Genomic DNA, 14,519 nt, shown 5'->3' with positions numbered 1-14,519 from the left:
CAAGGCCTGAGGGCTAGGCCAGATATTGCTGGGTGATGGTGGTGCTGATGCGGTTGTTGTCGGCGATGAATTCCTGGATGAATTCGTGCAGGCCGTTCTGGAAGATGGCCTCCATCCTCGCATTCTGCAGCCGGGTGCGGACGCCGCGCGCGAGCCGCTGCGAAGGACCCTGCCGCCCATAGGCGACCGCAATCGCATCGAGATAGCGCACCAGATTCTCGTAGCAGCTTGCCAGCGAGCGCGGCATTTCCTCCTTCAGGATCAGGAGGTCGGCGACCAGCCACGGTTTGACATTCTCGCGATAGACCCAGTGATAGGACGTAAGCGCCGAGACCGAACGCAGGATCGCGGCCCATTGGAAATAATCCAGCGGCCCGCCGACATGCTCGTTCGCCGGCAGCAGCATGTGATACTTGACGTCTAGAATGCGCGCGGTGTTGTCGGCGCGCTCCTGATACAGTCCGAGCCGTGAGAACCAGTAAGCGTCGTTGCGCAGCATGGTCCGGTAGGCCGAGCCGTCGAACCGCAGCGACGATTCCTGCACCCAGCGCAGGAAGCGCGACAATTCCTCGCGCGAGGTCGGGCCGTTGCCGTAACGGCGCAGTTCGAGCCAGGTCCCGTTGATCGCGTCCCACATTTCCATGGTGAGCGCAGTACGGACCGCGCGCGCGTTGGTGCGGGCGACCTCGAAACACGAGCGGATGGAGGAGGGGTTCGCAGTCGAGAAGGCGAGGAAGTCGGTGACGTTTTCCTCGTTGGCCTCCTCATAGGCCTCGAAGAAAGCGTGCGCGCAACCCGCCGTCTGCAAAGCGGATTCCCATTCGTTGCTTTCGCCGATATAGGCGATCGGCAGCGAGGTCAAGCGCTGGGTCGCCTCCAGGATACGCGCGAGATATTCCGCGCGCTCGACATAGCGCGCCAGCCAGTAGAGGTTGTCGGCGGTTCTCGAAAGCATCAGCCGTCCAGTACCCAGGTGTCCTTCGTGCCGCCGCCCTGGCTGGAATTGACCACGAGCGAACCGGCCTTCATCGCGACCCGCGTCAGCCCGCCGGGCACGATCCTAATCTTGTCGCGGCCAGTCAGCACGAATGGCCGTAGATCGACATGGCGCGGCGCCACCCCGGAATCCACGCAGGTGGGGCAGGTCGAGAGCGCGAGCGTCGGCTGCGCGATGAAGTTCTTGGGCGCGGCTTTCAGCTTGGCGCGGAAGGCAGCGATGCTTGCCTTGTCGGCTGCGGGTCCGATCAGCATGCCATAGCCGCCGGAGCCGTGAACCTCCTTCACCACCAGTTGCTCGATATTGTCGAGCACGTAGGACAGATGTTCCTCTTCGCGGCATCGCCAGGTCGGCACGTTCTTCAGGATCGGCTCCTCGCCGAGGAAAAATTTCACGATGTCGGGCATGTAGCTGTAAACGGCCTTGTCGTCGGCCACCCCGGTGCCGACGGCATTGGCAAGCGTCACATTGCCCGACTGGTAGGCAGCCATCAGGCCGGGCACGCCAAGTGCGGAATCCGGCCGAAAGGCGAGGGGATCGAGGAAGTCATCGTCGATGCGCCGGTAGATCACGTCCACCCGCTTCGGCCCTTGGGTGGTGCGCATGTAAACCACTTCGCCTTTGACGAAGAGGTCGCGGCCCTCGACCAGTTCGACGCCGAGCTTGTCCGCCAGGAACGAGTGCTCGTAATAAGCCGAATTGAAAACGCCCGGGGTCATCAGCACGACCGTCGGCTCGGCCGCCGAGCCGATCGGCGCGACCGATTGCAGCGTCGCCAGCAGATCGTCGGGATAATTGTCGACCGGCGCGACCCGGTGGCGCGAGAACAGTTCGGGAAACAGCCGCAGCATGATCTCCCGGTTTTCCAGCATGTAGGAGACGCCGGACGGGGTGCGGGCGTTGTCTTCCAGCACATAGAAGGTGTCGGCATCGACCCGCACGATATCGATGCCGGCGATATGCACATAGATGTCGTGCGGCACCCTCTGCCCATTCATTTCCGGCCGGAACGCCGGATTCTGAAACACCAGATCGTCGGGAATGATTCCGGCACGCAGGCATTCCCGCTTGCCGTAGATGTCCCGGATATAGGCGTTGATCGCCTTGACCCGCTGCTCCAGGCCGAGCCGGAGCGTGCGCCACTCGGTCCCCGAGAGAATGCGGGGGATCACGTCGAAGGGAATCAGCCGCTCGGTCGCATCGGCCTCGCCATAGACGGCAAAGGTGATTCCGATCCTCCTGAACAGCACCTCCGCTTCGCGCCGCCGCAAATCCAGTTCGTCCGGGCGAACATGCGATAGCCAGGCAGACAATTGCGAATAGGCGGGTCGGATCTGGCCGTCCACACCGCTCATCTCGTCGAACGCAACCGCCATGTCCCCCAAAGGTCCTTCCCCAGCAGCCGTGAACGCTGCAAGCTTCGCGCCAGTTCCGTCAGAATGGAAGGGGGACCGGTTCGGCCTTTTTGCCCATGGAAAGGGCGCGGGGCCTGTCCGGTGACACCTTTTCGTTCACCTGCTTGAGCCCGCGAGGCGCTCGCGGTACCAAAGCAGGAGAGGAGTCTAATGCCGATGAGCGAAGCGGACAATGACGCGACGGTCACCGCCGCGATTCTGGTTATCGGCGACGAAATCCTGTCCGGGCGGACCAAGGACAAGAATATCGGCTACATCGCCGAATATCTGACCGCGATCGGCGTGGACCTGCGGGAGGTGCGGGTCGTGGCCGATGTCGAGGAGGACATCGTCGCCGCTCTCAATGCGTTGCGTCATCGCTATTCCTACGTGTTCACAACCGGCGGCATCGGGCCGACCCACGACGACATCACCGCCGACAGCGTCGCCAAGGCCTTCGATGTGCCGATCGACTACGATCCACGCGCGGTCGCACTGCTGCAGCAGCGCTTCAAGGGACCGGACCTGAACGAGGCGCGCATGCGCATGACCCGGATCCCGCACGGCGCCGACCTCGTGACCAACAAGGTCTCGCTGGCGCCCGGATTCTGGATCGGCAATGTGATCGTGATGGCGGGGGTGCCGAGCATCATGCAGGCCATGCTCGACGAGGTCGGGCCGAAGCTCCGGACTGGGAAGCAGATGCTGTCGGTATCGATCCGCGCCGATGCGCGGGAGGGCGATATCGGCACCGAACTCGGCGAGATTGCAAAGGCCCATCCGGACGCCAGCTTCGGCAGCTATCCGTTTTTTGATGATGCGTCCGGACCCAATACCAATGTGGTGGTCCGCTCGCGGGACCCGGACGTGCTGGCGGTGGCAAAGATTGCGGTCGAGGACATGCTGGCGAGCGTCAAGGCCAAGCTCAAGGCGTCCTGAAGTTCCAACGCTCTTGTGATTCCCGTTTGCGCCGTGCCCGCGCTACCTGCGTTGGCATGTGGATGCTTCTGGTTCGGACGGTTGCCGGCATCGCCATTATGGCGTCTGCGACCATCGCAGGCGCGGCCGATTGGTCCGTCCTCAAGGCGCCCGGCACGATCGCACTGATCCGGCATGCCGATGCGCCGGGTGTCGGCGATCCGAAAGGCTGGCGGCTCGACGATTGCAGCACGCAGCGCAATCTGAGCGAGCGCGGGCGCCAACAGGCGCGTGCTCTGGGCGACGCCTTCCGCGCCAACGCAATCGCGCCCGAGAAGATCGTGGCGTCGGAATGGTGCCGGACGATCGAGACTGCGACCCTGATGCAACTCGGACCCGTCGAGCGGCAATCGGCCTTCAACAATGCCTACGTGCTGTACGGACAGCGCGCCGACTTGACGCTTGCCGCCCGTCAGACCCTTTCCGGCTGGAACGGTGAGGGGCTCCTGGTGGTGGTGACGCATGGCGACAATATCGAGCTTCTTGCGGGTGTCATGCCGTCACAGGGAGAAATCGTGGCGGTGCGCCGTGATCCGGGAAACCCGGACCGGCTGATTGTGGTCGGCCGCATCAAAGCCGCCGATGCGACGGGCAGAACCGGAGGTTGAAATGAGCCAGCAGACCTTTCCGCGCCGCCGGATGATCGGGCTCGGCGCCGGCGCGATTGCGGCGCTGGCTTTGCCAAGGCTTGCGTCTGGCCAGCAATTGCCGCTCACCCCGCAATGCAGTGCCGACGCACAGGCAACCCGCCCGCAGACCGAGGGGCCGTTCTTCAAACCGAGATCGCCGCTGCGCTCTGATCTGCGCGCCGAACTCAAGGGGACCCCGGTGACGCTGACCGGTCTCGTGCTGACGCGCGACTGCCGCCCGGTGGCCAATGCGCTGGTCGATCTGTGGCACGCCGATGCCGATGGCGACTATGACAACCGGGGTTTCCGCGGCCGCGGCCACCAGTTCACCGACACGCGGGGACGCTACCGCTTTCTGACGATCCGGCCGGCGCGCTATACCGGGCGCACGCCGCATTATCATGTGAAGGTTCAGGCGGCGAACGGGCCGGTCCTCACCACCCAGCTCTATTTCCCGGGCGACCCGGGAAACCGCCGCGACCCGATCTACCGGCCGGAGCTGGACATGACCTTTACCGGCGCGTCCGACGCCCGCTTCGATTTTGTGCTCGACCGGGCCTGACGCAACTCGCTTGATTTTCCTGTGGACCGGGCCGTGCTGGCGTTGGCAGCCTGCCTCTGCCAAGGCATGGCGGGAGCGTTGCCGCCGGGGGACAAGCGATGATGATGGCCGAACAGCATCCAAATGCGCCGAAACATTTTCCCGTATCGTGGGACCAGTTTCACCGCGATGCGCGGGCGCTGGCCTGGCGGCTGGCCGCGGCCGGCCCGTTCAGCGCCATCGTATGCGTGACCCGCGGCGGCCTGGTACCGGCGGCGATCGTGGCGCGAGAGCTCAATGTGCGGCTGATCGAGACGGTCTGCGTGGAGAGCTATGCCGGTTCGGGTGTCGGCCGGCAGGGCGAGCTTCGGGTTCTTAAGGGCATCGCCGACGCTGTCACCAGCGGCGCTCACGGCGGCGGGCAGGGCGTTCTGATCGTCGACGATCTCGTCGATACCGGAAAGACCGCGCGGGTGGTGCGCGATCTGATCCCGAAGGCGCATTTCGCCACCGTCTATGCCAAGCCGATGGGACGGCCGCTGGTGGACACCTTCGTCACCGAGGTGTCGCAGGACACCTGGATTTTCTTTCCGTGGGATACGGGTCTTGCCTTCATGCCGCCGATCCGCGAAGGCGGGTAAGCGGCTTGCCGCGACGCATCCGCTGCGCCATGGTGCGGCGCGCCTTCGGGGCCCCCGCGGACGTGGCGGAATGGTAGACGCAACGGACTTAAAATCCGTTGAGGGTAACCTCGTGAGGGTTCGAGTCCCTCCGTCCGCACCAGCAGGCAACGCAGGCACCGCATCCGGCTTTTGCCCCAATTGTTCTCTAACCAACCTCATGATCCTCTACGGCAATCCGCGCGTCTTCTTTGTTGCCCTTGCTGGCTTGCTCGCGGTGACCGGCTGCGCCAGTCACGAACTGGCCATGAATGCGAGCCGTCCCGGAAAATTCCGCGTCTTCAGCTGCGATCAGATGGACAAGCGCGGCGGCGACCTGGTCAAGCGCGAGCGGGAGCTCAACCAGTTGATGCAGAAGGCCCGGCAGGGGGCGGGCGGTGAGATCGCAATCGCGATCGCGTATCAGAATGAGTACAATACAGTGCTCGGTGATCTTCGCGAGCTCGAGTCCACCGCGGCGGAGCGCAATTGCGCATTGAAGTTCAGAACCGTGAGCGAGCGCGCCGTCCAATAGCGGATGGAACTTTTTTCCGGACCGCGTATTATCGGTCCGTCGCACGAGCATATCCCCGCCATCATTGAAAGGATCGGCCAGCCATGGGCCCCTTGATCAGCATCCTGATCACGTTTCTTGTTGTCATTCTGGTTCTTTATCTGGTCAACATGCTGCCGATCGACGGCCGCGCGAAGCAGATCGTGCGCATCATCGTCATCATCATCGGCGTGTTGTCGCTGCTGAAATATCTCGCCGTTTTTTGAGGATAGCGAGCTTTACAGCCGGATACTGCGCAGCCTGAGCGCATTTCCGACCACACTGACCGAAGACAAGGCCATTGCTGCTGCCGCCACGATTGGCGACAGCAGGATGCCAAAGGCGGGATAGAGCAGCCCGGCCGCGACCGGGACCCCCGCCGCGTTGTAGACAAAGGCAAAAAATAGGTTCTGGCGAATGTTGCGCATCACCGTCTCCGACAGGCGTCGCGCGCGCACGATGCCGGTGAGATCGCCCTTCAGCAGCGTCACGCCGGCGCTTTCGATCGCCACATCGGTGCCGGTACCCATCGCTATGCCGACATCGGCCGCTGCGAGTGCCGGGGCATCGTTGACGCCGTCGCCGGCCATCGCAACGATTCGTCCTTGGTTTCGGAGCTTTTGCACCACGGCGGCCTTGCCGTCGGGCAGAACCTCGGCTTCGATCTCGGTGATGCCGAGCTTTTTTCCGACTGCCAGCGCAGTCGTCCGGTTGTCGCCGGTCAGCATGACCACGCGGATGTTTTCCGCGCGCAGCGCTTGAAGCGCAGCGTGAGTTTCGGCCTTGACCGGGTCGGAGATCGCGATCAGACCCGCGGTCTTGCCGCCCACCGCGACGAACACGACGGTCGCGCCATCGCCGCGCAGGCGTTCTGCATCGGCTTGCATGGACGTGCTATCGATCCCGAGTTCGGCGAGGTACGACGCGCTGCCGATTGCGACCTGCCGACCGTCAACATTGCCGATTGCCCCTCTGCCGGTCGGCGAGTCGAACGCTCCGACCCGCGACATTGGCAGCGCCCGGTCTTTCGCCGCAGAGACGATCGCTGTTGCAATCGGGTGCTCGCTCGCGGCCTCGACGCTGGCGGCAAGGCGCAACACCTCATTCTGGTCAAAACCGCTCGCCGCGACCAGACCGGTGAGCGCCGGCCGGCCTTCGGTCAGCGTTCCGGTCTTGTCGATGACCAGCGTATCGACCTTTTCCATCCGCTCGAGCGCCTCGGCATTCCTGATCAGGACGCCGGCCTGCGCGCCGCGGCCGACACCGACCATGATCGACATCGGCGTCGCCAGTCCGAGCGCGCAGGGGCAGGCGATGATCAGCACCGATACCGCAGCAACGAGACCATAGGCGAAGCGCGGTTCGGGTCCGAAAGCCGACCACGCGCCGAAAGCGATCAGCGCAACCGCAACCACTGCAGGCACGAACCAGCCGGAGACCTGATCGGCGAGCCGCTGGATCGGTGCGCGTGAGCGCTGCGCCTGCGCCACCATCTGCACGATGCGGGCGAGCAGCGTATCGCGCCCGACCTGTTCGGCGCGGAACACGAATGAGCCGCTGCGGTTGATCGTCCCCGCGATCACCTTTCCGCCGATCTCCCTGCTGATTGGCATCGACTCGCCCGTCACCATCGATTCATCGATGGTGGAGCGTCCCTCAACGATCTCGCCGTCGACCGGCACTTTCTCGCCCGGCCGAACCCGGATGCGATCGCCGACTGCGATCTCATCGATCGCGATCTCGTGCTCATTGCCGTCGTCGCCGATCCGGTGCGCCGATTTCGGCGCGAGGTTGAGCAGCGCCTTGATCGCGCCGGAGGTCGCTTCGCGCGCCCGCAACTCGAGCACCTGTCCGAGCAGCACCAGCACCGTGATCACGGCGGCGGATTCGAAATAGACCGCGACTGATCCGTCATGGCCGCGGAAGGCCGCCGGGAAAAGCGACGGCACGAAAGTCGCGGCCACGCTGTAGGACCAGGCGACGCCGGTACCGAGCGCGATCAGCGTGAACATGTTGAGGTTGCGGGTGAGAATCGATTGCCAGCCGCGCTCGAAGAACGGCCAGCCCGCCCACAACACGACAGGGGTCGCAAGCGCGAACTGGATCAGGTTCGACCATGGCTGCGGCACGAGGCCGTGTCCGCCGACCAGATGCGATCCCATCTCCAGCGCGAAGACCGGTATCGCCAGCGCAAGACCGATCCAGAAGCGCCGCGTCATGTCGGCGAGTTCGGGATTGGGGCCACTGTCCGCGGTCACCAGATCGGGTTCGAGCGCCATGCCGCAGATCGGGCAGGCGCCGGGGCCGACCTGCCGGATCTCCGGATGCATCGGGCAGGTGTAGATCGTGCCCTCGGGGACCGGATCGGCGTGGTGTTCCCTGGGACAGAGATACTTGTCCGGATCGGCGATGAATTTTGTGCGGCAGCCGGCCGAGCAGAAATAGTAGGTGCGCCCGAGATGATCGTGGCGGTGCCTGGCAGAGTGCGGATCGACTGTCATCCCGCAGACCGGATCGATCGCCTTCGAAGGATTTTTGGCTTCGTGTGGCGTGGAACCGCTGTGGGAGCCACCATGGCAGCACCCAGCGTGCGAGTGGTTGGCGTGGGAATCCTGCACCATGGGTCCGGCCTTGCGTTTTATACCCTAGGGGGGTATATAGCGGTCATGCATGCGGAAGCCAAGGCCCAGGTGTCGAAAAGACTGAAGCGGATCGAAGGCCAGGTGCGCGGTCTTGCGCGCATGGTCGACGAGGACCGCTATTGCATCGATATCGTGACGCAGATTTCGGCCGTACGTGCGGCCTTGCGGCGCGTCGAGGAAGAAGTGCTGCGCGACCACGTCGCTCATTGCGTGGAAGGCGCCATCGCCTCCGGAAACCGCGCCGATCAGCGGCAGAAGATCGCGGAATTGATGGACGTGCTGGGGCGTTCCGATCGTTAGGCGTCGTCGCAAAAAGACTCTCCGCTCGTTCCCGCGAAAGCGGGACCCAGCGTCAGGTAAATCTGGATTCCGACTTTCGCGGGAATGAACGGAGATTGTGGTTGCTTAGGCGAACCGCTGCCGCGCCAGTCTCGCGCCGTCACCCAGCGCCTTCAGCTTTGCTTCCGCAATGCTCCGCTTCATCGGCGCCATGCCACAATTGGTACAGGCAATAATCCGCTCCTTCGGCACGTATCGCATTGCCGCCTCGATGGTGGCGGCGACATCCTCCGGCGTCTCAATATCGTCGGTCGCAACATCAATTGCGCCGACCAGAACGTCCTTGCCCTCGAGCAGCGACAACAGCGACAAGGGCACTTTCGAGTTGCGGCATTCGACCGACACCTGATCGATGCGGCTCGCCGCGAGCGCCGGGAAAATCTCCTCGTATTGCCGCCATTCCGCGCCCAGCGTGTTCTTCCAGTCGACATTGGCCTTGATGCCATAGCCGTAACAGATGTGCACCGCGGTCTTGCAGGAGAGACCGGCAATCGCGCGATGCAGCGCCGCGATGCCCCAGTCTGTCACCTCGCGCATGAAGACATTGAAGGCCGGCTCGTCGAACTGGATCACATCGACGCCGTCGGCTTCGAGCGCGCGTGCTTCCGCATTCAGGCAATCGGCAAAGGCGAAGGCCATCGCCACGCGGTCGTTGTAATGACGATCGGCGATGGTGTCGGCAATCGTCATCGGGCCGGGCAGGGTGATTTTCAGTTTGCGCGTCGTATGCGCGCGAGCGGCTTGCGCTTCCAGCGCGTGGACGCGATCCTTCAGGCGGAGCGGCGCAACGACCACCGGCACCATCGCCTTGTAGCGGTCGTTGCGGATTCCCATCTCGACCTTGTTGGCGAAGTCTATGCCGTCAATCCGTTCCAGGAAGCCGTGCACGAAATGCTGTCGCGCCTGTTCGCCGTCGGTCACGATGTCGATGCCGCAATCCTCCTGGAGCTTGACCACCAGGATGGTGGCGTCGCGCTTGCCTTCGTCGAGCGCTTCGCCGGTGAGGCGCCAGCCGGCCCATAGCTTTTCAGGCTCTGCAAGCCATGACGGTTTCGGCAGACTGCCTGCGATGGTGGTCTCGAACATGGCGTTTCTCCGCGGCGGCGAGGACGGGATCAGTCGGGCCGCCAATCGTAGAGCCAGTCGTAGCGCGCGCGAAGCCGCTCTCCGCCCATCAGGCGCATCGCGAGGTTACGAGCGAGCGCCGCCGGACCGGACATGTGGTAGGTGCGGCTGTTGGCGCGGGCTTCCTGCTGAACCCTCGCGACCCGCGCGCGGCGCAAGCCTTCGTAACGCCGCAGGCCGGGCTCGGGATCGGCGGCGGGCGAGGCCAGACACCGGGCCAGAATTTCCGCGTCCTCGATCGCCATCGCCGCGCCCTGAGCAAGGAACGGCAGCATGGGATGCGCTGCGTCGCCGATCAGCGTGACTGGAGCGTGATCGGGGAAGCGGTTGTCGCTGCGATCGAACAGCGCCCATTTCGCCCAGTTTTCCGGCGTGCCGACGAGGTCGCGCGCGGCCTTCGTCCAGCTTCCGCGCGGGAAGTGACGCAACAATTGATCGCGCGCGCCCGGCGCGGTCCAGCCGGGCGACTTCCATCGGTCGGCGACAATCGCGACAATATTGATCAGCGTGCCGCCGCGCACCGGATAATGGACCAGATGCGCGTCGCGTCCGAGCCAGAGCCGCGTGACCGGCCGCCGAAACTCTTCCGGCACGGCTGATGCCGGCAGCAACGCGCGCCATGCGGTGCGGTTGCGGAATTCCGGTTTCGACTTGTCGCCGAGCTGCGTCCGGACGGTCGACCAGATGCCATCGGCGCCGATCAGGGCCGGCACCCGTTCCTCGCGGGTGCCGCTTGAATCGCGCAATTGCGCGGTGATGCCCTTGGGATGAATGGCGAAGTCTTCGACCTTTGTGTCGAGTGTCAGAACCACGTCCGGCTGTTCGGCGACCGCTTCGACCAGTGCTGACTGCAGATCGCCCCGGTGCAGCATCCAGTAGGGCGCGCCATAGCGAAATTCCATCGCATGCCCGATCGGCATCCAAGCGATCTCGGCGCCGGATCCGGCGCTGCGGACGGACAATCCCTCAGGTACGACGACACTCGTGATCAGCCGTTCCGCGACGCCGAGCCCCTGCAGGATGCGGGTTGCATTGGGAGAGAGCTGGATGCCGGCGCCGACATCCGTCAGCATTTCCGCCTGTTCGGCGACCACCACGCGGTAGCCCCGGCGCGCCAGCGTCAGCGCCGCTGTCAGCCCGCCGATGCCGGCACCCGCAATCAGGATGGTCCGCGATGAGGCCACCGGCGGGGCTGCAGTCGGTCAGGCGGCTTGCGGATCGATCCAGGCGCAATCGGCGGGGCGGGATTCGGACGGACCCAGAGCCGGATTGTAGCGGTACAGGGTCGAGCAGTATTCGCAGATGATCTCGTTATCGGCGCCCATGTCGCAGAAAATATGCGGATGATCGAAAGGAGGGCGCGCGCCGATGCACATGAACTCCTTGGCGCCGACTTCGATCACCGGCACGCCGGCCTCGTTCTGGAAATGTGGAACACCCTGATCGGCCATGGTCGGCTCAGCCTTCGATTCTGTCCGGTTGAGATCGTGTTGCGTGGCACAATAGCGCCGCTCGCCCGGTAATCAATGCCAGCATTAACCAACCACGGCCGAGCGGCGCAACCCGAAACGGCTTTGCGGGTTGATCCCGGCAATGCCTTGGTGAGTCCTTGAAAAACACCAAAAAATTGCAACATCTCCGTTAGCGCTGAACCGCGGTCAACGAGACCCTCTTCGATGCATATCCCTGAACCCCCGGCTGGACCGATGCGCGCCGCCTTTGTGCGCATGCGGCTCTTGATGATCGCGGCCGGCGTGTTCGGAATTGCTGCGCTGGCGCTGCTGCCGCCTGCAATCGAGGCCGGCTGGCTCCTGGTCGTGCAAGACGATCCGGTTGCGCTCGCCGACCGCAAGCTGGCGCGCAGTTTCAACAGCGAAGCCGCCACCCGGGAGATCGAGGCGGCGCTGGCGGCGGACGACTCGGAGCTTGCGCAAAGCTTCGTCGAACTGGCGCGCGACCGGAATGTTGCGATTGCCCCTGAACTTGCAGCCAAAGTGGATGCCGCAGTCGCAAAAGCCTCCGGGGCGATCAGAACGGCGGAGAATTTTACCCGCGGACTGATCGTCGGCGAACCGGACGATCTTGTCAGTCTGGCCGGAACTGCGCTGGGCGATCTGTTCGTTTTCGGCGACATCCGCGACGCGGTGCGGGAAGGCTCGCGCTATGCATCGGGTCAGGAGGTCGATCCTCTGATCTTGGGGCTCTCGGCGGTCGGCATTGCCGTGACCGCGGGCACCTATGCGTCGCTCGGCACCGGTGCGCCCGCGCGGGTCGGGCTGTCGCTGGTGAAGGCCGCGCGCAAGACCGGCCGCATTTCCGCGCGCATGGCGGAATCGGTCGGGCGCACGCTGCGGTCGGTGGTCGATGGCAAGGCGCTCCGGACCGCCATCGACGGCGCATCGTCGGTGAACCCGGCCGCAACCGTCCGTGCCGTTCGCGGGGCGGTCAAACTCGAGAAAGCCGACGATCTGTTCCGGCTCACCCGCAATGTGGGCGAGGTCCAGGCCAAGGCGGGGACGCGCGCCGCGCTGGACGGGTTGAAGATTTCGGATTCACCCCGCCAGATGGCGCGGGTGGCCAAGCTCGCCGAAAAGCAGGGCGGCAAGACCCGCGCCGTCCTCAAGTTCCTTGGCCGGGGCGCGATTGCGCTCACCGTGGCCGCCTTCGACCTCTCGTTGTGGGTGCTGTGGGCGGCGCTGACGGTTTTTGGCTTCGTTTCGGCCGCGAAGGGCGCGGTGGAGCGCGCCACCTGGCGAGGGTTGCAGCGGCGGAAGGTCCGCCACGCAAAACGGGAACTTCAGCGCCAGCGGCGCTTGGCAATCGCGGCGGAGCACGGGTAGGGTCCGGCCGCTTTTGAAAGGCCGATATCCACGACATGCCAAGCTTCAGACACGGCACCGTCGAGATTGCCTATCTCGACGAGGGCCAAGGTGACCCCATCGTTCTCATCCACGGCTTCGCGTCGAACCGCGAGGCCAACTGGGTCTATCCGGGCTGGGTTTCGACTCTGACCGGCGCAGGCCGGCGCGTCATCGCGCTCGACAATCGCGGCCACGGCCAGTCGACCAAGCTCTATGACCCGGCCGACTATCGCACCGGCAAGATGGCCGACGATGTGCTCGCCTTGCTGGATCATCTCGAGATCGAGCGTGCAGACGTGTTCGGCTATTCGATGGGCGCACGGATCACCGCTTTTCTCGCAGCGTCCCATCCGCAACGCGTGCGCTCGGCCATCCTCGGCGGTCTCGGCTATAAGCTGATCGATGGCGTGGGCTTGCCGGAAAGCATCGCCGAGGCGCTGGAAGCGCCGTCGCTCGCGGATGTGACCGATCCGATGGCGCGTACGTTTCGCGCCTTTGCGGACCAGACCAAATCGGATCGCCGTGCGCTGGCAGCATGCATTCGCGGATCGCGTCAGGTCATGAGCATTGACGAGGTCTCGCAGATCACGACGCCGACGCTGGTTGCGGTCGGCACCAAGGACGACGTGGCGGGTTCTGCCGGACGGCTCGCCGCCGTGATGCGCAACGCGCGCGCGCTCGATATTCCCGGGCGCGACCACATGCTCGCGGTCGGAGACAAGGTTTTCAAGGCCGCGGTGATGCAGTTTCTCGACGAACAAGCCTGATTGGAACGCCATGAGCAAGCATGTCACCCCGGCCCAGGCGGCCTTCACCGGAGCAAGCGGCAACCGCCTTGTCGGTGACGTGTTCGGCGACAAGGGGCCGTCCGTGATGCTGCTGCATGGCGGCGGTCAGACCCGGCACGCCTGGCGAACGACGGCTGCGGAACTCGCGCGGCGCGGCTGGACGGCCTATGCGATCGATCAGCGTGGTCATGGCGATTCCGAATGGGTCGCGGACGGCGCCTATTCGTGGGTCGATTTCGCCGGCGATGTGAAAGCCATCGCTGCAGAGCTTGAGCGCCGGCACGGCAGCAAGCCGGTTGCGATCGGCGCATCGATGGGCGGTATCGCATCCATGCTCGCGGAAGGCGAAAGCTTCCGCGACGGCGGCGAGCATGTACTGTCTTCTCTCGTGCTGGTCGATATCACGCCGCGGGTCGACTATGAGGGTGTCGACAAGGTGCAGGGCTTCATGCGTGCGCACGCCGAGGACGGCTTTGCCACGATCGAGGAGGCGGCGGACGCGGTGGCCGAATATCTGCCGCACCGACCGCGCCCCAAGAGCACCGAAGGGCTCAAGAAGAATCTGCGGCTCGGTCCGGACGGCCGCTGGCGCTGGCACTGGGATCCGCGCTTCATGCAGGGGCGCAAGAGCTTCGATCCCGACCGCAAGCGGCTGGAAGAGTCGATGCTCGATGCTGCGCGCAACATCAAGGTGCCGGCCTTGCTGGTACGCGGTGGCTCGTCCGAACTGGTCCAGGAGGCCCATGCGCGCGAGTTCCTCGAACTCGTGCCGCACGCCGAATATGTCGATGTCGGCGGCGCCCGGCATATGGTGGCGGGGGATGCCAACGATCATTTTTCAAACGCGGTTATCGAATTTCTCGGCCGCTCGAAAGAGCGGCGGGCGGCGACATTGTCGTGACGAAATCCCTGCGTTCGGAATGAGATAGCCACGTCTCGTAGAAAATTATTCTACGGGCATGCGCAAATGCCACCCGCTGCCCGCGAAAAGCCGGGGTGGCGGAGATCAATTT

General features: G+C 64.4%; 16 protein-coding genes and 1 tRNA gene. 11 read left to right on the top strand and 6 right to left on the bottom strand.

Annotated features, from left to right (window positions below; all coding sequences use genetic code 11):
- Positions 1-13: 13 nt before the first annotated feature.
- Together AC5I5I_RS03720 and AC5I5I_RS03715 are read right to left on the bottom strand one after the other, a co-directional pair.
- Entirely contained in the window at positions 14-955 is a 942-nt protein-coding gene (locus tag AC5I5I_RS03720; protein ID WP_495970018.1) for an alpha-E domain-containing protein, read from the bottom strand.
- On the bottom strand, positions 955-2,373 hold the full coding sequence (locus AC5I5I_RS03715; protein ID WP_495970016.1) for a circularly permuted type 2 ATP-grasp protein: 1,419 nt from the start codon (positions 2,371-2,373) through the stop codon (positions 955-957). The genes AC5I5I_RS03720 and AC5I5I_RS03715 overlap by 1 nt, the downstream gene beginning before the upstream one ends.
- A gap of 195 nt (positions 2,374-2,568) precedes the next feature.
- On the opposite strand from AC5I5I_RS03715, the gene AC5I5I_RS03710 reads away from it, so the two are divergent.
- The 7 genes from AC5I5I_RS03710 to AC5I5I_RS03680 all read left to right on the top strand — a co-directional run bounded on the left by AC5I5I_RS03710 (position 2,569) and on the right by AC5I5I_RS03680 (position 5,978).
- Positions 2,569-3,330 carry a competence/damage-inducible protein A gene (locus tag AC5I5I_RS03710; RefSeq protein ID WP_495970014.1) on the top strand — a complete coding sequence of 254 codons (762 nt, stop codon included), beginning with the start codon at positions 2,569-2,571 and terminating at the stop codon, positions 3,328-3,330.
- Positions 3,331-3,392: 62 nt separating this feature from the next.
- Positions 3,393-3,977: a histidine phosphatase family protein gene (locus tag AC5I5I_RS03705; RefSeq protein ID WP_495970012.1), complete on the top strand. Its 585-nt coding sequence runs from the start codon at positions 3,393-3,395 to the stop codon at positions 3,975-3,977.
- Between the two features lies 1 nt (position 3,978).
- The gene (locus AC5I5I_RS03700) at positions 3,979-4,560 is read left to right on the top strand and encodes a dioxygenase family protein (protein WP_495970010.1); all 582 of its coding nucleotides are present in this window, start codon (positions 3,979-3,981) and stop codon (positions 4,558-4,560) included.
- A gap of 98 nt (positions 4,561-4,658) precedes the next feature.
- Complete coding sequence (gene gpt / locus AC5I5I_RS03695) at positions 4,659-5,180, top strand: xanthine phosphoribosyltransferase (RefSeq protein ID WP_495970008.1); 522 nt, start codon at positions 4,659-4,661, stop codon at positions 5,178-5,180.
- A gap of 56 nt (positions 5,181-5,236) precedes the next feature.
- Positions 5,237-5,322, top strand: a tRNA-Leu gene (locus tag AC5I5I_RS03690).
- Positions 5,323-5,379: 57 nt separating this feature from the next.
- On the top strand, positions 5,380-5,733 hold the full coding sequence (locus AC5I5I_RS03685; RefSeq protein WP_495970006.1) for a hypothetical protein: 354 nt from the start codon (positions 5,380-5,382) through the stop codon (positions 5,731-5,733).
- 83 nt (positions 5,734-5,816) lie between these two features.
- Positions 5,817-5,978 (top strand): Thivi_2564 family membrane protein, encoded by a 162-nt coding sequence (locus AC5I5I_RS03680; protein ID WP_325613104.1) that lies wholly within the window; start codon positions 5,817-5,819, stop codon positions 5,976-5,978.
- Positions 5,979-5,990: 12 nt separating this feature from the next.
- On the opposite strand, the gene AC5I5I_RS03675 is transcribed toward AC5I5I_RS03680, so the two are convergent.
- Positions 5,991-8,372 carry a heavy metal translocating P-type ATPase gene (locus AC5I5I_RS03675; protein WP_495970004.1) on the bottom strand — a complete coding sequence of 794 codons (2,382 nt, stop codon included), beginning with the start codon at positions 8,370-8,372 and terminating at the stop codon, positions 5,991-5,993.
- Positions 8,373-8,417: 45 nt separating this feature from the next.
- On the opposite strand from AC5I5I_RS03675, the gene AC5I5I_RS03670 reads away from it, so the two are divergent.
- Positions 8,418-8,693 carry a metal-sensitive transcriptional regulator gene (locus AC5I5I_RS03670; protein WP_495970002.1) on the top strand — a complete coding sequence of 92 codons (276 nt, stop codon included), beginning with the start codon at positions 8,418-8,420 and terminating at the stop codon, positions 8,691-8,693.
- Positions 8,694-8,798: 105 nt separating this feature from the next.
- Here the strand turns inward: AC5I5I_RS03670 and AC5I5I_RS03665 are convergent, their stop codons facing one another.
- From AC5I5I_RS03665 to AC5I5I_RS03655, 3 genes are read right to left on the bottom strand one after another with little or no spacing between them, the layout of a single operon-like run.
- Positions 8,799-9,818, bottom strand: coding sequence for a methionine synthase (locus AC5I5I_RS03665; protein ID WP_495970000.1), 1,020 nt, complete (start codon positions 9,816-9,818; stop codon positions 8,799-8,801).
- A 29-nt stretch (positions 9,819-9,847) separates the two neighbouring features.
- Positions 9,848-11,041 (bottom strand): FAD-dependent monooxygenase, encoded by a 1,194-nt coding sequence (locus AC5I5I_RS03660; RefSeq protein WP_495969998.1) that lies wholly within the window; start codon positions 11,039-11,041, stop codon positions 9,848-9,850.
- Between the two features lie 18 nt (positions 11,042-11,059).
- Complete coding sequence (locus tag AC5I5I_RS03655) at positions 11,060-11,308, bottom strand: zinc-finger domain-containing protein (protein WP_495969996.1); 249 nt, start codon at positions 11,306-11,308, stop codon at positions 11,060-11,062.
- Positions 11,309-11,563: 255 nt separating this feature from the next.
- Between AC5I5I_RS03655 and AC5I5I_RS03650 the strand changes: the two genes are divergently transcribed.
- Genes AC5I5I_RS03650 through AC5I5I_RS03640 form a run of 3 tightly spaced genes read left to right on the top strand, consistent with a single transcriptional unit; the run spans position 11,564 to position 14,407 of the window.
- Positions 11,564-12,697, top strand: a complete 1,134-nt coding sequence (locus AC5I5I_RS03650) for a hypothetical protein (RefSeq protein ID WP_495969994.1) — start codon at positions 11,564-11,566, stop codon at positions 12,695-12,697.
- A gap of 35 nt (positions 12,698-12,732) precedes the next feature.
- Entirely contained in the window at positions 12,733-13,485 is a 753-nt protein-coding gene (locus tag AC5I5I_RS03645; RefSeq protein WP_495969992.1) for an alpha/beta fold hydrolase, read from the top strand.
- Between the two features lie 10 nt (positions 13,486-13,495).
- On the top strand, positions 13,496-14,407 hold the full coding sequence (locus AC5I5I_RS03640) for an alpha/beta fold hydrolase (RefSeq protein ID WP_495969990.1): 912 nt from the start codon (positions 13,496-13,498) through the stop codon (positions 14,405-14,407).
- The last annotated feature ends 112 nt before the right edge of the window (positions 14,408-14,519 follow it).

The sequence above is a fragment of the Pseudorhodoplanes sp. genome (assembly GCF_059499825.1).
This window is presented reverse-complemented; position numbering and strand designations above follow the sequence as displayed.